This is a genomic window from Mycolicibacterium pyrenivorans (genome assembly GCF_025821625.1).
GTDB lineage: Bacteria > Actinomycetota > Actinomycetes > Mycobacteriales > Mycobacteriaceae > Mycobacterium > Mycobacterium pyrenivorans.
Genome location: NZ_JACKSH010000060.1, coordinates 25,020 through 44,433, shown reverse-complemented (window position 1 = coordinate 44,433; position 19,414 = coordinate 25,020). Strand labels below are relative to the sequence as shown.

The following is a 19,414-nucleotide window of genomic DNA, read 5'->3' as shown; positions in this document are numbered from 1 at the left end:
ATAGAGGACTTCGGGCGGAGGGCCGGGGACCTTGGACCCTGCGCTACACCACAGACGGGTGCGCGGCAACCGCACCGGAATCGCCAGACACTCGCGCGGCGCAGGGATGGGGTGTCAGACTGTCGTCGTGACCAGGGGCAGGTCCAACGCTGATTCGGGCGCGCATCCAATGCGTGACACCCTGTCTCAGCTGCGGTTACGTGAACTGCTCAAGGAAGTTCAAGATCGCGTCGAGCAGATCGTCGAGGGCCGTGATCGGCTCGACGGCCTCGTCGAAGCCATGCTGGTGGTCACCGCCGGACTGGAACTCGACGAGACACTGCGCACCATCGTGCACACGGCCATCGACCTCGTGGACGCCGGATATGGGGCGCTGGGCGTCCGGGGGCACGACCACGAACTCGTGGAGTTCATCTACGAGGGCATCGACGAGGGGTTGCGCCAGAAGATCGGGCACCTCCCCGAGGGCCGCGGCGTGCTGGGGGTGTTGATCGACGACCCCAAGCCGATCCGGCTGGACAACATCTCCCACCACGCCGCATCGGTCGGCTTTCCGGCGAACCATCCGCCGATGCGCACCTTCCTCGGGGTGCCGGTACGGATCCGCGACGAGGTGTTCGGCAATCTGTATCTGACCGAGAAGGCGGGCGGGCTGCCGTTCAGCGAGGACGACGAGGTACTCGTCCAGGCGCTCGCCGCGGCAGCGGGCATCGCGATCGAGAACGCGCGCCTCTACGAACAGTCCAAAGCCCGCCAGTCGTGGATCGAAGCCACCCGCGACATCGGCACCGAACTGCTGTCCGGCACCGATCCGGCCAAGGTGTTCCGTCTGGTCGCCGACGAGTCCCGAGCCCTCAGCGGTGCGGATCGCACCTTCGTGGTGGTGCCGGTGGACCCCGACGCGCCTGCCAGCGAGACCACCGAACTGGTCGTCTCGGCGACGGCCGGCGACGGTCCGGCCATGGACCTGCACACGATTGCCGTCGAGGGAACCGTGGTCGGTGACGCGTTCGTTCAGCGCACCCCGGGGCGGTTCGACGGGATCGACCTCGGCGAGGGTCTGGTGACCGGTCCGGCGCTGGTGCTGCCGCTGCGGGCCACCGACGCGGTTGCCGGCGTCCTCGTCGCCCTCCGGCCCGCCGGTGGGCAACCCTTCACCGACGAGCAACTCGACATGATGGCCGCGTTCGCCGACCAGGCCGCGCTGGCGTGGCAGCTGGCGAGCACGCAACGCCAGATGCGCGAGTTGAGCATCCTGACCGATCGTGATCGCATCGCCCGCGACCTCCACGACCACGTCATCCAGCGGCTGTTCGCCGTGGGGCTCGCCCTGCAAGGGACGATTCCGCGGGCCCGCTCACCCGAAGTGCAACAGCGACTCATGGGATGCGTCGACGACCTGCAGGAGGTCATCCAGGAGATCCGCACCGCGATCTTCGATCTGCACGGCGCGTCGTCGGGGGCCACCCGGCTCCGGCAACGACTGGACGAGGCCGTCGAGCAGTTCGCCGGTTCTGGACTCCGCACGTCCGTGCAGTACGTCGGTCCGCTGTCCGTCGTCGACGCCGCGTTGGCCGACCACGCCGAGGCAGTGGTCCGCGAAGCCGTCAGCAACGCCGTCAGGCACGCCAGGGCGAGCACGCTGGCGGTCAGCGTGCTGGTCGAGGACGAGTTGTACATCGAGATCACCGATAACGGCAGGGGCATACCCGACGAGATCACCGGTAGCGGCCTGACGAACCTGGGCCGCCGCGCCCAGGACGTGGGCGGAACCTTCAGCATCGAGAACTCGCCGCAGGGCGGCACGGTGTTGAAATGGAGTGCCCCGCTGCCGTAGCGGCGGCCCGGCGACCAAAGACCCTTACCCGCCGTCCTGGCGAGGGTTACGGTGCAGCCATGGGTAGTGATTCGAAGCCGGTGGTGGTCGGCATCGATGGCTCACGCGCAGCGCTCAACGCCGTCCGATGGGCGGTGGCCGAGGCCGAGTACCGTGACGCTCCGCTTCGATTGATCCATGCGGTGCCCGGCGGGCAGCGTTCGGCGTGCCCCGACCCGGTGTTGTCGTCGGCCGAGCGGGAGGTGACCAGAGCGGGGAGGCCCGTCCGGTTCGAGTCGGCGCGGATCGTCGGGGATGCCGGAGAGGTCCTCACCGCCGAATCGGGTCACTCGCACATGGTCTGTATCGGCGTCCCGAGTCGCGACCGACTCCACGGACGGCTTTTCGGTCCGACCGCCGCCGCGCTCGCCGTGGGCGCGCACTGTCCGGTTGCGCTGATCCGGTCCGACGCATCGGGTTCGGCCCGCGACGCGGGCGTGGTTTCGGTTGTCCTCGACGATGATCCGGACAACGACACCCTTGTGCATCTGGCGATGCAGGAGGGGCGGCTGCGCGACGCGACCGTGCGCCAAGTGGATCGGCGCCTCAACAGCTGGATCCGCCGATTTCCCGACGTGCATGTCGAGACCATCGCCGCCGGAAGCGGCAGAGCGTACAGCGAGTCGCATCAGAGCCGACAAACCGTGCAGCTGGCCGTGGTCGGCCAAGCCGACGCCGAGCAGATCGCCGACCTCGAGGTCCCGAACTGCCACCCGATCCTGGGTTACCCCGACTGCTCTGTGCTCTTGGTCCGCCACTGACGCCGTGGTGCCGACCCGATGACAGGCTCGACGTCACGAGCCATGCGCACGCGGTGGCTCTCGGGAACTGCCTACCTGCTCCCTGGTCTCGGGCAGTTCCAGCGGTACGAGAGACACTGGCTGCGCGCCGATCTGACGGCGGGTCTGACGGTCGCCGCGTATTTGGTTCCCCAGGCGATGGCCTACGCCACGCTCGCCGGGCTGTCGCCGGTGACAGGGCTGTGGGCGACCCTCGTGCCACTGGCGGTGTACGCCGTGCTCGGGTCCTCCCGCCAGTTGTCGGTGGGACCCGAGGCCAGCACGACGGCCATGACCGCGGCCACGCTCGGGCCGCTCGCCGCCGGCGACGCCGGGCGCTATGCCGCGTCGGCGGCCGCGCTCGCGTTACTGGTCGGTGCCATCTGTCTTCTGGGCGGGCTGGTGCGGCTCGGGTTCCTGGCGAACCTGCTGTCGCGGCCGATCCTGGTCGGCTACATGGCCGGCATCGCGCTGGTCATGATCGCCGGCCAGCTCGGCAAGATCACCGGGACAGAGGTGTCGGGAAGCGAATTCATCTCGCAGGTGTCCTCTTTCGCGACCCACCTCGCCGAGGTGCACTGGCCCACGCTGGCTTTGGCGAGCGCCGCGATCGCAGTCCAGCTTGCGTTGGCCAGGGGCAACAAACGGCTGCCCGGACCCCTGATCGCCGTTGTCCTGGCGTCGGTCGTGGTGGTGGTGTGGTCGTTGGAGTCGCGGGGGATCGCGGTGGTCGGATCCGTCCCGTCGGGCCTCCCGGACGTCGACATCCCGCTCCTCGGACTCGACGACCTGGTGGCCCTGATCTTTCCCGCCGCCGGCATCGCCATCGTGGCGTTCTCCGACAATGTCGTCACCGCCCGTGTCTTCGCGGCGCGCAGCGGCCAGGAGATCGACGCCAACGCCGAGATGCGTGCTCTCGGGGTGTGCAACCTCGGCGCGGGGCTGACGCAAGGGTTTCCCGTCAGTTCGAGTGGCAGCCGCACCGCGATCGCCTACGCGCTGGGTTCCCGGACCCAGCTCTTCTCGCTGACCTCCCTCGGTGTGGTTCTCGTCGTCCTGACGCTTGGTGGCAACGTCATGGCGGCGATACCCCTCGCGGCGCTGGGCGCGCTGGTCTTCGTCGCGGCACTGCAGTTGATCGATGTCTCCGAGTTCCGCCGGTTGGCGCGGTTCCGCCGCAGCGAGTTGATTCTCGCGTTCGCCACCACGGCCGCGGTCGTGAGCTTCGGTGTGCTGTACGGCGTGCTGGTCGCCGTCGCCATGTCCATCCTCGACCTGCTGCGCAGGGTGGCCAGGGCGCACGACAGCGTGCTCGGATTCGTGCCCGGCCTTCCCGGCATGCACGACATCGACGACTACCCGCAGGCAGAGCTGGTGCCGGGCCTGGTGGTGTACCGCTACGACGCACCACTGTGCTTCGCCAACGCCGAGGACTTCCGCCGACGCGCTCTGGAAGCCGTGGACGCCTACCCGCCACCGGTGCAGTGGTTCGTTCTCAACGCCGAAGCCAATTCGGAGGTCGATCTCACGGCGCTGGATGCGCTGGAGCGCCTGCGGGTGGAACTGAGCAGGCGCGGCGTGCTCTTCGCAATGGCACGCGTCAAGCAGGATCTGCGAGAGGCGCTGAAGTCGGCCGGCCTGCTCGACCGCATCGGGCCCGAGAACATCCACCCGACCCTGCCCACCGCCGTCGCGGCGTTCAGACAGTGGCGCGTCCCCGAGGAGTGACCGCCCGCCGAACGGAACCTCAGACGACGGTGAATTCGCGTCCCGGCTCGGGACCGAATCGGAAGCGGCGACCGGTGACCTGCCGGGGAAGGACCCGGACGTAGTGATCCTTGACCGTCGCGGTCCACGGGAGGAGTTGGGCGTGCTCGGCTCTGTCGATGTCGTCATCGGTGTGCACGCTGCGGGCGACCCCCTTGACGATCACGCTCCACCCTTCGGTCGCATCGTGGTCGTCGGCCTCGAACAGGACGTTGTTGTTGATGGCACTGCTGACGAGTTTCGTCCCCTCTGCGGTGCGGAAGAGGATCGTGCGGTCCTGGACGACGAAGTTCACCGGAAAGATCTCGGGGTGACCGTCGGCGCTGGTCACCAGCCGGCCCAGAGGAACGCGGGAGAGAAGTTGCCAGCACTCGCTTTCGGGAAGAATCGTCACCGGTTTCTCGGCAGACGGCGGGTCATTGCTCACGGCGTACCCCAATTCATTGGCATCGTCTACTGGGCGGCGTCCCGTCGGTCTCCGGGCCGTTGACGATCACGCTACCCAACCACGGTGCGCCCCGGGTGAGGCGTAGTCCCCCCATGCGGGGGACCGAGGTAACCATGTCAGACGGCGCCCAACGGCAGATGAACAGCCAGTTCGCGGCCGGTCATAGGTCCCGGCGACAGGGGACTTCCGTCTCTGTCGGACGCGCGCCGGCCGGCCGCAGACTCGAAGGAGTTCAGCGCTGATGAGACCACACGAAGGATGACACCGTCATGACCGCACACTTTCCCGACGACATCACCCTTCGTGCGGCACTGACCCTGGCGACCCGCGCCCCCTCGGTGCACAACTCCCAACCGTGGCTCTGGCGGGTGGGACCGCACAGCCTGCACCTGCACGCCGACCGGTCCCTGCACCTGCCACACACCGATCCCGATCGCCGGGAACTGATGATCAGCTGCGGCGCCAGCCTCAATCACGCGGTGGTCGCGCTGGCGGCCCTCGGCTGGCAGGCCAAAATCCATCGATTCCCCAATCCGGACGACCCCGACCACCTCGCCGCGATCACGCTGCACCGCCACGCGGCGGGCGAGACCGACATCGAGTTGGCGGCCGCGATCGCCAAGCGGCGCACCGATCGGCGCAACTTCACCTCACGTCCGGTAGACCTCGGCGACATCGCCTGGATGGGTGCCCGCGTCGCGCGCATGGGCGTGTCGCTGCGCCGCGTCGAGACGACCACGGACTTCAAGGCGGTCCTGACCCAGGCGGTGTGGGAGCACGCGTTCGACCCGGACTATGCCGAGGAGTTGACGATGTGGAGTGGCCGTTATGCGGCGGCCGCCGGGGTGCCGGCGCGCAACATTCCCGAATCCGACCCCCGGGCGGCGGTACCCTCGCGCGTCTTCGCGGGCACTGCGCTGGATCAGCCACCGCAAGCGCCGCCGGAGTTCGACCACGGCGTCCTGTTGGCGCTCGGTACCTCCGCCGACGACGATCTCAGCAGGCTGCGCGCCGGTGAGGCCACCAGCCTGGCGCTGCTGACCGCGAGCGCCAGGGGACTGGCGACCTGCCCGGTGTCGGAGGTGCTGGAGGTCGCGGAAACCCGGACAATGGTGAGGTCGGAGATCTTCGACGAACGGTATTTCCCGCAGATGCTGGTGCGCGTGGGTTGGGCACCGCCCGACGCCGACCCGCTGCCCGCCACTCCGCGACGGCCGCTCCACGAGCGGGTGACTCGCCTCGACGGCTCACCGCTCGGCGGCTGGGACGGGGTGTAGTCGGCTCAGCGCTTGGTCGCCGTCACCACGAGATATTCGGCCGAGTACGCCGTGCGGCCGGCCTCGGTCGACTGGTTCCAGTCCTCCAGCAGAGCCAGGAAGTCGCGGTTGAGCGCCGCGATCCGATCCTGATCGCCTCCGTTGAACCGGTAGGTCGCGATGGTGGGGCCGTAATTGCGTTTCCAGTACTCCCGGAACTCCTGTGGCGTCGCACAGTGATCCATCAGGACGGTCTCGCGGCCCACCGCCAGATCGGTGACCTTGTCGCCGAACAGCTCTCGCACATGATCCTCATCGCCCCACATCGGCGCGCTACTCGCCCCCGGCGGCGGTGGCGGGGCGTAGGGCTTCATCGTCGCGAAGAGGTTGCCGATGAAGCCGTCCGGTGTCCAGTTGATCATCCCGATGGTCCCGCCGGGCCTGGCCACCCGCACGATCTCGTCGGCGGTCTCCTGGTGGTGGGGCGCGAACATCGCTCCGACACAAGACATCACGACGTCGAAGCTGTCATCGTTGAACGGCAGCGCTTCGGCGTCGGCCTCGACCCAATCCAGCGTGACGCCGCGGTGTTCGGCGGCGGCGCGACCGGCCTCGAACAGCTCGGGCGTCAGGTCGGCGGCGGTGACGTCCGCCCCCGCGACGGCGGCGGGAATGGCTGCATTGCCGGAACCCGCCGCGACGTCGAGAACCCGTTGCCCGTTCCGGACCCCGCAGGCCGGAACGAGGCGCGGCCCGAGTTCGGGAATGAGTTCCGCGGCCACGGCGGAGTAGTCACCCGACGCCCAGAGTGCCCGGTGTTTGGCCTTGAGTTGCCGGTCGGCGTCCCTGTCCTGCTGTGACGTCTCGGCGGCGTCGGCTGGGTTCATCGCCGTACTCCTCGAATCTCGTTGGTGAACGGGCGGGGTCGAGTTCCTGCTCCGCTCGGTGAGCACTACCAGTGATGGTATCCGCAACACCCGCTTCCACCAGGGAAAACGGTGCTTCTCCTAAAGCGCCGTCCCAGGCCCGACGCGTCGATCCGACGATCCGGGGTGCCCGGTGTTTGATCTTCCCGTCCAACGGCAAGTACGTCCCCCATGAGAGCTTCCGAGATCGCTGCGCTACCGATCCGGCTCGGCGCGGCGGTGCGTGCTCGCCGGCTGTTCCACCCGGTGGGGGTGCTGGCGAACGGCGGCGTCGAACGACTCGCCGCCGCCGGCGACGGGCTGCCCATCGCATCAGGCCCCGTCACGGGCAGGGTGTCCAAAGCCCTCGGCGTGCCCGGCGACCTGCCGGATGTTGCCGGTCTCGCCTGGCGGATGCCGTCGACGGACACCCGTTCCAGGCCGTGGGACGTGCTGCTGGCCACCGCAGGCCTCGGCGGCGCGTCGGTGCTTCCGAACAGGTTGCTGCTGCGCCCGGTGACGTCCTGGTCGAACACGCTGTTCTCGAGCCTGATGCCGCTGCGCCACGACGGTGAGCTGTGGTGGGTCCGCGCCCGCCTCACCACCGAGATGCCCGCGTCGGGCCTGTCACTGGATTCCGTCGTAGACCGGATCGCCCACGGTGGGCTAAAGTTCGATATCGAACAGGCATGCGGCACCGGTTCTTTCGGGCCGTTGGCCCGGTTGAACCTGAACGAGGTGATCCCTGCGGCCGAGCACCCCGACGACGACGTCGCCTTCGACCCGGCGCGCAACAGTGCCCCGGGAGTGGAGCTCTGGCCTGGCTGGCTTCGCCGGGTCCGGCGGCAGGCGTATGACAGCAGTCGCGAAGGGCGCGACGCTCGAGGAGCGAGTTCGTGACAGAGGAAGCGCAGAGTTCACTGACGGTCACCCGCGACACCTCGGCGTCGGTTCAAGCGGTGTGGGACGTCCTCGCCGACGGGTGGACGTACTCGCAGTGGGTGGTGGGCAACAGCCGGATGCGTGCGGTGGACGGCGACTGGCCCGCCCCGGGAAGTCAGATCCACCATTCGATCGGGCTGTGGCCGTTGGTGATCAACGACACCACGACCGTCGAATCGTGTACGCCGCTGCAGGAACTCGTCCTGCTGGCCAAGACGCGGCCCTTCGGTGCCGCGCGGATCACCATGCGGCTCAGCGCGATTCCCACCGGGTGCCGGATCGAGATGGCGGAGGTTCCCGCCAGCGTCCCGCTGCGATGGCTGCCCGACCGCGTGGGTCTCGCCGCCGCATGGCCGAGAAACCGGGAATGCACATGGCGGTTGGCCGCCCTGGCTGAGCGCAGACAGTTGGATACCGCTGACTAGAGAGGTGTAGACATGGGCTTCCCGCCACAGCAGCAGAAGGTCCCCGGCGTGCAGTCCGCGATGAACCCCGTTCCGGACTGCGGCGAGGACACCTACCGGGGTTCGGGTCGGCTCGCCGGTAAACGCGCGGTGATCACCGGCGGTGACAGCGGTATCGGCCGTGCCGTCGCGATCGCCTACGCGCGAGAGGGCGCCGACGTGCTGATCGCCTACCTCGACGAGGACGAGGACGCCGCCGAGGTCGCCGCCCTGGTGGAGGCCGAGGGCCGCACGTGTGTGCTGGTCCGCGGCGACCTTGCCGACCCCGCCCACTGCCGCGCCGTGATCGACCGTGCCGCAACAGAATTGGGTGGGATCGACGTGCTCGTGAGCAATGCCGCCTTCCAGATGTCGCACGACAGCCTGGACGAGATCAGCGACGAGGAGTGGGATTACACGTTCCGGCTCAACGTCGGTTCGTACTTCTACCTGTTGAAGGCGGCGCTGCCACACATGCCGCCGGGGTCGTCGGTGATCGGCAGTTCGTCGGTCAACTCCGACATGCCGTCACCGACGCTTGCGCCCTACGCCGCGACGAAGGCCGCGATCGCCAACTTCTCCGCCAGCCTGGCCCAGTTGCTCGGGGAGAAGGGGATCCGGGTGAACAGCGTCGCTCCCGGGCCGATCTGGACACCGCTGATCCCGGCGACCCTGCCCGAGGAGAAGGTCGCCAACTTCGGAGACGACACCCCGCTGGGCCGGGCCGGCCAACCGGCCGAACTGGCGCCGGTCTACGTCCTGCTGGCTTCCGACGACGGCAGCTACATCTCCGGTGCCCGGGTTGCCGTCACCGGCGGGCGACCGATTCTCTGAGCCGGGCGCGTGCCGCCGGCGCGCGAATCAGGCGGGGCCGCTGGTCTTCTCGGCAGACGGCGTCAACCCGCGTGTCGCCGGGCCCTCCAGCAGTTCGCCGTCGGGTGCGAACCGCGATCCGTGCAGTGGGCACTCCCACGCCTTGTCGGCGTCGTTCCACCGCACCACACCGCCGAGGTGCGGGCATACCGGCGACGTGGTGTGGGCCTCGCCGTCGACCACGCTGTCGGCGCGCATACGCCACGGCGGCCCACTGACGACCCCGTCCCCGTCGCCCGGGCGCTCAGCGCCTGCGGCCCACGGGCTGACCCAGCCCTTGGCCAGGTTGAGGCCGACCTCGAGGTTGGCCTGCAACGCCGTGCTCACCCCGGTCAGTTCCCCCTTCCGCCAGCTCGCGAAGGCCGCCGACCAGTCCATGCGCCCGCCCAGGATCCGACTGCTCAACGCCAGCGCGGCCGCCACCCCGTTGGTCATGCCCCATTTGTCGAAACCCGTTGCGATGTGAATGGTGTCGAGACCGGGAAGCAGCGGCCCGACATACGGGAGCTCGTCGATGGCGGTGTAGTCCTGGGCCGACCAGAAATGGGTCTGCACCGCTCCGGGGTAGTGAAGACGGGTCCAACGCGCCAGTTCCTCGATCCCGCGGGACGGTGACGCGGCCCTACCGACGGTGTGTCCGGCACCGCCGACGACGAGCTTGTCGCCCTCGGCCGTCGGGGCATAGCGAATCGACCGCGTCGGCGAGTCGACCGAGAGAAACATCGACCGCGTCACGTCGCCGGGCACATCGAAGGCGAGGCAGTAGGAGCGTTCGGGTTTCACCCGCGCGAAGAAGGCACCCCGGTCCAGGATCGGTATCCCGGTCGCGAGGATGCACTGGTGAGCCGTGATCTGGACGTGCGCAGGGTGCTGCGCGTCGACCGTCGACAGGCGCACGTCGATCCGCAATGGGCGGCGACCCGACACGGCGTGCACCCGGGCGCCCGAGATGACGCTGCCCCCATGGCTGTCGAGCTCGGCTGCGAGGCTGTGCAGAAGGGGCACGGGATCGATCTGCGCCTGATCGGCCAGTCGCACGCCACCGTGAAAGGGGAACGGAACGTCGGCCTCGTCACACCAGGTGACGTCGAGACCTGCCGCACGACCCGCGTCGAGTTCGCTCCTGGCGTCGCCGACGCCGTCGGGGCTCTGGGCGTAGCTGAACGCGTCCTCGCGTTGCGCGCTCACCCCGTGCTCGTCGCAGTACCGCAGCAGCCAGTCGCGGCCTTCCGAATTGCCGGTCGCGTAGGCGCGCAGCACGTCCTCGCCGTGCTTGGAGGCGATGCGGGACAACTTGGTCCCCTGCAGAAGGCTCACCTTGCCGGTGGTGTTGCCCGAGGCGCCCGCCCCGATGTGGCGCGCCTCGAGCACCACGACGCTCTTTCCGGCACGTGCCAGCAGGACCGCGGTCGTCAGTCCGGTGATACCCGCACCGACCACCACGACATCGGCCCGTTGCGGGACGTCGGGTCGATCGGCGGCTTCGGCGCGGTCGGACAGCCAAAGGGATGTCATACCGCCGCGACTACCCCGCAGCGCGAGAGCCAAACCGCCGACGGCGCGCGGCGGGCTCCGAACTCACATGCGATGTTCGCCCCGATGTCAAAATGAGCGCATGCCCGACCCGGATGTGCCCCCGAGTTCCGAGCCGGACCCTGCCGTCGACACCGTCCACGAGCGCGTTCCCGGCCACTCCGATGGGTAGCCGCGGTGGTGCGTCGGATCGGGAGTGTGTGCGGGCGCAGGATCGGGTAATCCGCCGCCGGGTGGGCCGCTACAGAAGGATGCACAGGTGGGCTTGGATGTAGGGCAGGACGTTCGCGACGCGGCGGTGGTGGTGTCGGCCAGCGGTCCCGTCGACTCGACCACGGTCGAGACGTTCCACCCGTCGCCGGGACGACGCGGTCGACGGTGACTGATGTGAGTGGCGAAAGGTCGTCCTCGGCCGCCGTTTTCGACGTCGGCGGCGACGTCGGCGCCGACCATGCGCGGGTGAACTGGGCGGCCACCCCGCTCGGTGCGCCGCAGGGGTGGCCGCAGAGCCTCCAGACGGCGGTGAGCATTCTGCTGTCCTCGCGCTTTCCGATGTGGATGGCTTGGGGACCCGATCTGACGTTCTTCTGCAACGACGCCTACCGCCGCGACACCCTTGGACGCAAATACCCGTGGGCGCTGGGCCGGCCGGCCAGCGAGGTGTGGGCCGAGATCTGGGACGACATCGGTCCGCGTATCGACCAGGTGCTGTCGACGGGACTTGCCACCTGGGACACGTCGCTGCTGCTGTTCCTGGAGCGGTCCGGATTTCCCGAGGAGACCTATCACACCTTCTCGTACAGTCCGCTGCGGGACGACGACGAGCAGGTCGTCGGGATGCTCTGCGTCGTCAGCGAGGACACCCAGCAGGTGATCGGCGAACGGCGGATGGCCACGCTGCGGGACCTGGGTTCCGATCCCAGCGTGGTCCGCAACGAGAGCGAGATCCTGGCCTTCGCCGACCGTCAGTTGGGCCAGAACCTGCGTGATCTTCCGTTCACGCTGACCTATCTCTTCGACGACGCGGGCGACGCGCAATTGGCCGGTGCCAGTGGGATCGCAGCCGGGCACCCGGTCGCGCCTGCGGCACTCGCCGCCGCTGGTGGCGAGCTGTGGCCGGTCGAGGCGCCGGCGCGTGGCGAGTCCGTGCTTGTCGACCTCCACGACCCGCAGTATGTGGAGGTACCGAAAGGGGAGTGGCGTGATCCGCCCGCGCAGGCGCTCGTCGTCCCACTCCTGAGGCAGGGCGGGACGCCCAGCGGGTTCCTGGTGGCCGGGCTGAACCGGTATCGGCCGCTGGACGACGCCTACCGGGGTTTCGTGACCCTTGTGGCAGGCCACATCGCCGCGGGCATCGGCCTGGCCCGCAGCTACCGGGTCCAGCAGCGGCGGGCCGAGGAGCTCGCCGAACTCGACCGTGCCAAGACCATCTTCTTCTCCAACATCAGTCACGAATTCCGCACCCCGCTGACGCTGATTCTCGATCCCGTGGCCGAGTTGCGTCAGGCAGAGGGCGTCGACGAGCGAACCCGCCAGGAACTCGACGTGGTGTGGCGCAACGGTTTACGTCTGACCAAGTTGGTGAACGCGCTGCTCGACTTCTCCCGCATCGAAGCCGGTCGCGCTCATGCGCGCTACGAACCCGTCGACCTGTCCGCGACGACAGCCGAGCTGGCCAGCGTGTTCCGCTCCGCCGTCGACCGGGCGGGGCTGGCGTTCGTCGTGGAGTGCCCCCCACTGGACGAGCCGGTCTACGTCGACCGCGACATGTGGGAGAAGGTGGTGTTCAACCTGCTCTCGAATGCGTTGAAGTTCACGTTCGACGGCGCCATCTCGATAAGCGTGCGGCGCGCGGGCCACGAGGCGGTGATCACGGTCGCCGACACCGGAATCGGCGTCTCCGCCGAGGAGATACCCCGTCTGTTCGAGCGGTTCCACCGCATCGAGGACGCGCGCGGACGCTCCAACGAGGGCAGCGGCATCGGGCTGGCGCTCGTGAAGGAACTCGTGGGCCTGCACGGCGGCTCCATCGACGCGGACAGCACCGAGGGGGTCGGCACCACGTTCACCATTCGCCTGCCGTTCGGCACCGCGCATCTACCGGAGGATGCCGTCGTCGCGTCGAGCGCGGGGCGGGCGGACAACAGCACCGCCGTGACGTACATGCAGGAGGCGCTGCGCTGGATGCCGGTCGACGAAGAGCCCGACCTGCTCGACACCCTGCCCGACCCGGTCGACGCTCCCGCACCGCAGGCAGCCGGGCAAGCCGGGGATTCCGAGTCGCCCGTACGCGTCCTGGTCGCCGACGACAACGCCGACATGCGTGAGTATCTCTCCCGCCTGCTGCGCGCGGACGGGTATTCGGTCGACACCGTCAGCGACGGTCAGCGGGCGTTGGACGCCGTCCGCGCCGCAGCGCCCGACATCGTGATCAGCGACGTGATGATGCCCCGTCTCGACGGGCTGGAGCTTGTGGCGGCGTTACGTGCCGACCATCGCACCGCAGCGGTGCCGGTGTTGCTGCTGTCCGCCCGCGCGGGACAGGAGGCGTCCATCGGCGGCCTGCTCGCCGGCGCCGACGACTACCTCGTCAAGCCGTTCGCGGCGGCCGAACTGCTTGCGCGGGTGCGCGCCAACGTCGAACTCTCACGACTGCGCAACCGTCATGCACGGTGGCGCGACGCGATGATCGAGTCGCTGCAGGAAGCGTTCTTCGTGTGCGACGAGGACGGTGCGGTCATCGAGATCAATGCGGCGTTCACCGACCTGCTCGGCTTCGACGCCGACGGGCTGCCGTACCAGCCACCCCACCCGTGGTGGCAGTCCGGCGACAGCGGCACCGAGGAACGCCGGCAGGCCACCCTGGGTTTCGAGCAGCTGCTCGAGCGCCCGCACGGCACCATGTCGGCGGTCCCGGTCGACCATCGCGACGGCCATCGCCTGTGGGTGAGCGCAACCTTCAACCACACCACCGATCCCGACACGGGCCGCCGCGTCACGGTCGGAACCATGCGTGACGTGACCGCCGAGCGGTACGCCGTGCAGCGGGAGACCGCGCTCGCTGCGCTCAACGAGCGCCTCGTGCAGGCCGACACCCTCGAAGACGCCGTGCTCGGGGCCGCTGAGGCGCTGTGCCAGGTGTGGGACGCAAACGCCGTGCGTGCCGCCGTCTACGCGGCTCATCAGGACAAGCCGGTCCCGCAACTGGTCTGCGTCGGAGCAGGCCCGGCTCGCTGGGCCGAGCTGCCTGCGCGCACCCGGGGGGCGATCACGTCGCTGTGTGACGGCGAGCTGCTGGTGCCCGACACCACGGTGCCAGGCACGGCGGGCATCGCCATGCAGCACCCGCAGGGTGTGCTGGTCATGCACCTCCAGCTCAGCGACCCACGCCCCCTCACCTCGGAGGAACGCACGCTGCTCACCGTGCTCGCGGGGCGCCTCGGGCAGGGGCTGCAGCGCGTCCATCAGGTCGACCAGCAGCGGGAGACGGCGCTGGCGCTGCAGCACGCGATCCTCGGACCGCCGGTGTCCAGCGGCTTCGCGGTGCGCTATCAGCCGGCCAGCAGACCGCTGCAGGTCGGCGGTGACTGGTACGACGTCGTGGATCTCGACAACGGCCGCATCGGCTTGATCGTCGGCGACTGCGTGGGCCACGGCCTGGCCGCCGCGACGGTGATGGGCCAGCTTCGCAGCGCCGCCCGCGCACTGCTGCTGGAACACCCCAGCCCCGCTGCCGCGCTCTCGGCCGTCGATCGTTTCGCGGTGCGGCTGGCCGGGGCGCGATGTACCACCGCGTTCTGTGCGGTGCTGAACCCGGACACCGGCGAGGTCGTGTACTCCAGCGCGGGCCATCCACCGCCGATACTCGTCGGGGCGGACCGCTCCCGCGTCCTGCTCGACGGTGCTCAGGCCACGCCTCTGGGGGTGGCCTACGACCGGGTCCGCCCCGAAGCGCGCGAGACGATGCCGCCGCGGGCCACCCTGTTGCTCTACACCGACGGACTGGTGGAACGTCGTCGCGAGGCGCTCGACGACGGCATCGCCCGCGCGGCCGACGTCATGGAAGACGACGGCGCCACCACGCTGGATCAGCTGGCCAAGCTGATCATGTCGCGGCTGGCGCCCACCGAGGGTTACCAAGACGACGTGGCGATGCTCCTCTATCGGCAGCCGGCGCCCTTGGAGATGAAGATGCCGGCCGATGTCGGCGAGCTCGCTCCCAGCCGGGCCGCACTCCGCAGCTGGCTGACCCGGGCCGGCGTCAAGGCCGAACAGATCCTCGACGTGCTGATCGCCACGGGTGAGGCGCTGGCGAACGCGATCGAGCACGGTCATCGCCACGGAAGGAGCACTGAGAGCACTGAGGGCACTGAGGGCACTGTCACGCTGCGCGCGACTGCCCTCGCGGACCGACTGCACGTCACCGTTGTGGACACCGGTTCCTGGAAAACCCCCGTCGCGGCTACGCATCGGGGTCGCGGGATCGCACTCATGCGGGGCCTGATGCATGATGTGACGATCGAGCCGGAGGCCGGCGGTACCACCGTCCACATGCACGCGAGGATTTCATGATGGTGACACCGCTGAGCCTGACCACCGACAGCGGCGACGATGGCTCGCTGGTGCTCAAGGCGACAGGCGAATTGGACCTGAGCAACGTCGACGCTTTCTCGGAAGCCGTGGCCGAGGCCAGAGCGGCGGCATCGGATCTGCAACTCCGCGTCGATCTCAGCGACGTCGACTACCTGGACAGCGGGGCCATCAGCGTGTTGTTCGCCCATGCCAACGCCATCCAGGTCGTGGTGAACCCCATCCTCATGCCTGTCCTGACCATCAGCGGACTGACTGAGGTGGCTACCGTGAAACCGGCATCGAAATGACCGTCGTGCTGGCTGTGCGGTGCGCCAACGGCATCGTGGTGGCCTCCGATTCGCAGATCACCGATCCGGGCAGGGGGCTGTCCTACCCCGCGCAGAAGCTGCACTCGCTGGGTGCGCACGCCGCGTGGGGCGGTAGCGGATCGAGGGCGGCGCTCTACGACATCGAGCAGATCTTCAACGACGAGGCCGACGCCGTCATCGAGGCCAAGAACATCGGACATGCTCTCCAGGCCAGGGTGCTGCCCGTACTCAAACACCACTACGAGAACTTCATCACCGACGTTCCCGGCCAGGAGGCGGCCGGCACACCGGCGACCTACGTCCTCGCCGCGGGTTACGTCGGCGATGATCCGTTCATCATCGACCTCGACCCCAGCGGCCTCATCGGACACCATGAGGAGACCGGATTTCAAGCCGTGGGCAGTGGCGCGCCGATGGCCCAGCAGGCGCACGCACTGCTCACGCATTTCCACATGAGAGAGCGCGACGTCGACTACGGCGTGGTCGCGGCACTGCGTGTCCTCGACGCCCTGGACGCGTCTTCACCCAGCGTCGGTGGCCCGATGGACATCTGCCGCATCACCCCCGAGGGCGCCGACCACCTCAGCCCGAAAGAGGTGGAAGGCGTCCGCAAACAGGTGAAGCGATGGGTCGAACTCGAACAGCGAGCCCTCGACGACCTCTTCGACTGAACGGACCGCTTCGTCTAGACGATGAGGCCCCAGGCCGCGAAGTAGTGGCATAGGGCTGCCGCCGCGGTGAAGGCGTGGAAGAACTCGTGATGGCCGAAGGTCTGCGGCCACGGATTCGGCCAGCGCAGGCCGTAGCAGATGGCGCCGATGTTGTAGAGCACACCCCCGAGGACCAGGAGCGCGACCACCGCCCAACCTGCGCCGTCGACCAGTGTTCCGGCGAACCAGATCGCCGAGTAGCCCAGCATCAGGTACAGGGGCAGCCCGACCCACCGGGGGGCCGAGGGCCAGAACATCTTGAGCACGACACCGACGGCCGCGCCGGACCACACCATGGTCAGGGCCTGGACCCCGGTGTGTGGCGGCATCGCCAACAGCGCGAAGGGCGTGTAACTGGCAGCGATGAACACGAAGATCACCGAGTGATCGATGCGCATCATCCACTTCTCCGTCACCGGTGAACTCCAGTGCACCCGGTGGTAAGCAGCGCTGATGCCGAACATCGCCACGATGCCGACGGCGTAGATCAGGGTGGCCAAGCCGGCCCTCGGTGACACGGTGAGCCACGCGACGGGCACAAGTGCCGTCCCCGCCACGATGGCGGTCGCGGCCGAATAGAAGTGAATCCAGCCGCGGGCACGCGGTGTGTGCAGGAAGTCGGTGATGGTGTCGGCGACGACCTGTGGCATGTCGTCGTCGACATCCTCGGCCTCGGCGTGGCCGGCAGCGAACACCGGAGCCGCGGTGTCGGCAGGCCGGTAGGTCACCGGGTGCCTATCGGCGATAGACCGTTTGTCAGGACGCCTCCATTGTCGATGGCGCCCCAAGCATAGGGCCCCCGCCGCGAGTTCCGGGAAGGCGCACGGAGCCGGCGCGCACCTCACGTCGTTCCACCGCGAATGCGGTGACGGCGGCCTACGGTTGCATCCGATGGATCCGCGCCCGTCGAAGCTGCACGGCGACACGCCGGCGGTGGGCGCCACCGTGCCGACTTCGCCACAGCGGTCCCCGGACGCCCAGGCCGTGCCGCAAGTCGATGATCAGGAGAAACCCGCCCGGGAACTGCACGGTTGGACCAACCGCCTCGTCGCCGTCGTCGCCTTCGCCGTCGCGGTGTTCACGATCTGGCAGGTGTTCCGGCCGCTGTCGCAGGGCAGCCAGTTCTACCTGATCGTCTTCCTGGCCGGATCGCTGCCGCTGGTCTTTCTCGTCTACCGATCCGGCCTCGTGCTGTCTCGCTCCTCGCGTCCGCGGCGCCGGCTCGACCCGGCCGCCCGGCCCGGTGTGCTCGATTGGCTGCTCGCCGGTGTCACGCTGTTGGTCTGCCTCTATCCGGTGCTCCCGGTCCAGATCGGATCCGGTGGTGGCGGCTACGACGCCTTCCTCGACCGGCAGGGGCTGCTCGAACCCATCGATGTGGCGATGGGGGCGCTGCTGCTCGTGCTCGTCCTCGAGGCGTGCCGACGCACCACCGGCTGGGCCCTGCCCATCGTGTGCGGGCTGTTCCTCGCGTACGGCTACTACGGCGGCCTGCTCCCACAGGGCTGGGCCATCGCCCACGCGGGTCTGGACTTCGACCAGATCGTCGACGCGCTCTACAACTCGGGCAGCGGCTTCTTCGGGACGCCGCTCGACGTCGCCGCGACCTACATCGTGTTGTTCACCATCTACGGCGCGGTGCTCGAACTCTCCGGCGGCGCGCGATTCTTCGTGAACCTGTCGGTGGCCGCATTCCGGCGGTCGCGCAGCGCGGCGGGCCGGACCACGGTGGCGTCCGGGTTCCTCCTCGGCACCGTCTCCGGTTCGGGGACCGCGACGGCCGTCAGTGTCGGCGCGGTCACGTGGCCGATCATGAGGCAGGCGGGCTACACCCCGGAACGTGCCGGCGGCGTGCTGGCGGCGGCCGGCGTCGGCGCGCTGCTGTCACCGCCGACCTTGGGGGCGGCCGCGTTCATCGTCGCCGAGTATCTCGAGGTCTCGTATCTCACCGTGCTCGGTTGGGCGATGATCCCGACGATCCTGTACTACCTGGGCATCCTGCTCGCGGTCGAGATCGACGCCCGCCGGTTCGGGATGCGCGCAACCCATCTCGATGCCGAGTCACCATGGAAGCTGCTCGGCCGCTTCGGGTACCACTTCTCGTCGCTCATCGCGATCGTCGTCCTGCTGGCCATCGGGATGTCGGCCACACGGGCGGTGGTGTACGCCACGATTCTGGCTGTCCTGCTGTCCTTCTTGGATCGGCGCTTCGCGCTGACACCACGCCGACTGTTCGACGCCCTCAGCGCCGGGGTCAGGGGCGTCCTCCCGGTCGTGGCGGTATGTGCAGCGGCCGGGGTGATCACCGCGATGACGACGAAGACCGGGCTGGGCGCCCAGTTCTCCTCCGTGCTGGTCGGGAGCGTCGATGCGATCACCGACAACCGGACGGTGATGCTCGCGCTGACGGCGGTCTTCGCCGCGGTGGCGCTGGCCATGCTGGGCCTGGCGATACCGGTGACGGCGTCGTTCGTCATCGGCTGGGTCATCATCGGTCCGGCGCTGCTGGCGCTCGACGTCCCGGCCCCTGCGGCCGCGATGTTCGTCTTCTACTACTCGGTGCTGTCGGAGGTCACCCCGCCGACGGCGCTGGCGGCCGTCGGCGCGTCTGCCGTCACCGGTGGCCGGGCCATCCCCACGATGTGGCAGACACTGCGCTACGCGGCCCCTGCGTTCCTGGTTCCCATCGCGTTCGTCGTGACCGATCCGGGTGAGTACCTGTTGGGCCGCGGCCCGGTGATCGGGGTGGTGTGGGCGTCGGCCGCGGCCCTCGCGGGCATCGTGGCACTGTCCTTCGCGGCGGGCGGGTGGGTGATCGGTGTGGGCGCCATGCGACCGATTCCCCGAATTCTCACGGCGATTGCGGCCATGCTGTTGCTGTTCCTGGATCCCGTCACCATCGCGGCGGGATCGACGTGTCTGCTCGGTGCAGTCGCACTGACCATGATCGCTGACAAGAGGAGGTCGACAGGAGGATGACG

The 19,414-nt window shown here is 68.8% G+C and carries 16 protein-coding genes; 12 read left to right on the top strand and 4 right to left on the bottom strand.

Translation table 11 applies throughout. The features are described from left to right. Positions 1-106 precede the first annotated feature (106 nt). From H7I57_RS08470 to H7I57_RS08460, 3 genes are read left to right on the top strand one after another with little or no spacing between them, the layout of a single operon-like run. Positions 107-1,837 carry a GAF domain-containing sensor histidine kinase gene (locus H7I57_RS08470; RefSeq protein ID WP_372510150.1) on the top strand — a complete coding sequence of 577 codons (1,731 nt, stop codon included), beginning with the start codon at positions 107-109 and terminating at the stop codon, positions 1,835-1,837. Between the two features lie 59 nt (positions 1,838-1,896). Beyond that, positions 1,897-2,637 carry a universal stress protein gene (locus H7I57_RS08465; RefSeq protein ID WP_264022971.1) on the top strand — a complete coding sequence of 247 codons (741 nt, stop codon included), beginning with the start codon at positions 1,897-1,899 and terminating at the stop codon, positions 2,635-2,637. Between the two features lie 42 nt (positions 2,638-2,679). Further along, a complete protein-coding gene (locus H7I57_RS08460; RefSeq protein WP_264023026.1) occupies positions 2,680-4,383 on the top strand; it encodes a SulP family inorganic anion transporter in 1,704 nt (567 codons plus the stop codon). A gap of 19 nt (positions 4,384-4,402) precedes the next feature. Here the strand turns inward: H7I57_RS08460 and H7I57_RS08455 are convergent, their stop codons facing one another. Then, positions 4,403-4,849 carry a pyridoxamine 5'-phosphate oxidase family protein gene (locus H7I57_RS08455; RefSeq protein WP_264022970.1) on the bottom strand — a complete coding sequence of 149 codons (447 nt, stop codon included), beginning with the start codon at positions 4,847-4,849 and terminating at the stop codon, positions 4,403-4,405. A 290-nt stretch (positions 4,850-5,139) separates the two neighbouring features. Between H7I57_RS08455 and H7I57_RS08450 the strand changes: the two genes are divergently transcribed. Next, on the top strand, positions 5,140-6,147 hold the full coding sequence (locus tag H7I57_RS08450; protein WP_264022968.1) for an Acg family FMN-binding oxidoreductase: 1,008 nt from the start codon (positions 5,140-5,142) through the stop codon (positions 6,145-6,147). Positions 6,148-6,152: 5 nt separating this feature from the next. Here H7I57_RS08450 and H7I57_RS08445 read toward each other — a convergent pair whose 3' ends face one another. Then, complete coding sequence (locus tag H7I57_RS08445; protein WP_264022966.1) at positions 6,153-7,013, bottom strand: class I SAM-dependent methyltransferase; 861 nt, start codon at positions 7,011-7,013, stop codon at positions 6,153-6,155. Between the two features lie 210 nt (positions 7,014-7,223). Between H7I57_RS08445 and H7I57_RS08440 the strand changes: the two genes are divergently transcribed. The 3 genes from H7I57_RS08440 to H7I57_RS08430 are packed head-to-tail and all read left to right on the top strand — an operon-like array spanning position 7,224 to position 9,250. Further along, a complete protein-coding gene (locus H7I57_RS08440; protein WP_264022964.1) occupies positions 7,224-7,931 on the top strand; it encodes a phosphodiesterase in 708 nt (235 codons plus the stop codon). Continuing rightward, positions 7,928-8,398 carry an SRPBCC family protein gene (locus H7I57_RS08435; RefSeq protein ID WP_264022962.1) on the top strand — a complete coding sequence of 157 codons (471 nt, stop codon included), beginning with the start codon at positions 7,928-7,930 and terminating at the stop codon, positions 8,396-8,398. The genes H7I57_RS08440 and H7I57_RS08435 overlap by 4 nt, the downstream gene beginning before the upstream one ends. A gap of 12 nt (positions 8,399-8,410) precedes the next feature. Continuing rightward, positions 8,411-9,250, top strand: a complete 840-nt coding sequence (locus H7I57_RS08430; protein WP_264022960.1) for an SDR family oxidoreductase — start codon at positions 8,411-8,413, stop codon at positions 9,248-9,250. Between the two features lie 27 nt (positions 9,251-9,277). Here the strand turns inward: H7I57_RS08430 and H7I57_RS08425 are convergent, their stop codons facing one another. Continuing rightward, positions 9,278-10,804 carry an FAD-dependent oxidoreductase gene (locus H7I57_RS08425; protein ID WP_264022958.1) on the bottom strand — a complete coding sequence of 509 codons (1,527 nt, stop codon included), beginning with the start codon at positions 10,802-10,804 and terminating at the stop codon, positions 9,278-9,280. A gap of 277 nt (positions 10,805-11,081) precedes the next feature. Between H7I57_RS08425 and H7I57_RS08420 the strand changes: the two genes are divergently transcribed. The 4 genes from H7I57_RS08420 to H7I57_RS08405 are packed head-to-tail and all read left to right on the top strand — an operon-like array spanning position 11,082 to position 16,394. After that, complete coding sequence (locus H7I57_RS08420; protein ID WP_264022956.1) at positions 11,082-11,204, top strand: hypothetical protein; 123 nt, start codon at positions 11,082-11,084, stop codon at positions 11,202-11,204. Continuing rightward, positions 11,201-15,394: a SpoIIE family protein phosphatase gene (locus H7I57_RS08415; RefSeq protein ID WP_264022954.1), complete on the top strand. Its 4,194-nt coding sequence runs from the start codon at positions 11,201-11,203 to the stop codon at positions 15,392-15,394. Before H7I57_RS08420 ends, H7I57_RS08415 begins: the two co-directional genes overlap by 4 nt. Next, positions 15,394-15,702: an STAS domain-containing protein gene (locus H7I57_RS08410; RefSeq protein WP_264022953.1), complete on the top strand. Its 309-nt coding sequence runs from the start codon at positions 15,394-15,396 to the stop codon at positions 15,700-15,702. The genes H7I57_RS08415 and H7I57_RS08410 overlap by 1 nt, the downstream gene beginning before the upstream one ends. Next, a complete protein-coding gene (locus H7I57_RS08405) occupies positions 15,699-16,394 on the top strand; it encodes an Ntn hydrolase family protein (protein ID WP_264022952.1) in 696 nt (231 codons plus the stop codon). Before H7I57_RS08410 ends, H7I57_RS08405 begins: the two co-directional genes overlap by 4 nt. 14 nt (positions 16,395-16,408) lie before the next feature. On the opposite strand, the gene trhA is transcribed toward H7I57_RS08405, so the two are convergent. After that, the gene (gene trhA / locus H7I57_RS08400; RefSeq protein ID WP_264023024.1) at positions 16,409-17,083 is read right to left on the bottom strand and encodes a PAQR family membrane homeostasis protein TrhA; all 675 of its coding nucleotides are present in this window, start codon (positions 17,081-17,083) and stop codon (positions 16,409-16,411) included. Positions 17,084-17,324: 241 nt separating this feature from the next. On the opposite strand from trhA, the gene H7I57_RS08395 reads away from it, so the two are divergent. After that, entirely contained in the window at positions 17,325-19,412 is a 2,088-nt protein-coding gene (locus tag H7I57_RS08395; RefSeq protein ID WP_264022950.1) for a TRAP transporter permease, read from the top strand. Positions 19,413-19,414: the final 2 nt, after the last annotated feature.

Coding starts and splice junctions, on each gene's coding strand:
- H7I57_RS08470 (WP_372510150.1), top strand. CDS start 107: ATGGGGTGTCAGACTGTCGTCGTGACCAGGGGCAGGTCCAACGCTGAT.
- H7I57_RS08465 (WP_264022971.1), top strand. CDS start 1,897: ATGGGTAGTGATTCGAAGCCGGTGGTGGTCGGCATCGATGGCTCACGC.
- H7I57_RS08460 (WP_264023026.1), top strand. CDS start 2,680: ATGCGCACGCGGTGGCTCTCGGGAACTGCCTACCTGCTCCCTGGTCTC.
- H7I57_RS08450 (WP_264022968.1), top strand. CDS start 5,140: ATGACCGCACACTTTCCCGACGACATCACCCTTCGTGCGGCACTGACC.
- H7I57_RS08445 (WP_264022966.1), bottom strand. CDS start 7,013: ATGAACCCAGCCGACGCCGCCGAGACGTCACAGCAGGACAGGGACGCC.
- H7I57_RS08440 (WP_264022964.1), top strand. CDS start 7,224: ATGAGAGCTTCCGAGATCGCTGCGCTACCGATCCGGCTCGGCGCGGCG.
- H7I57_RS08430 (WP_264022960.1), top strand. CDS start 8,411: ATGGGCTTCCCGCCACAGCAGCAGAAGGTCCCCGGCGTGCAGTCCGCG.
- H7I57_RS08425 (WP_264022958.1), bottom strand. CDS start 10,804: ATGACATCCCTTTGGCTGTCCGACCGCGCCGAAGCCGCCGATCGACCC.
- H7I57_RS08410 (WP_264022953.1), top strand. CDS start 15,394: ATGGTGACACCGCTGAGCCTGACCACCGACAGCGGCGACGATGGCTCG.
- H7I57_RS08405 (WP_264022952.1), top strand. CDS start 15,699: ATGACCGTCGTGCTGGCTGTGCGGTGCGCCAACGGCATCGTGGTGGCC.
- trhA (WP_264023024.1), bottom strand. CDS start 17,083: ATGCCACAGGTCGTCGCCGACACCATCACCGACTTCCTGCACACACCG.
- H7I57_RS08395 (WP_264022950.1), top strand. CDS start 17,325: ATGGATCCGCGCCCGTCGAAGCTGCACGGCGACACGCCGGCGGTGGGC.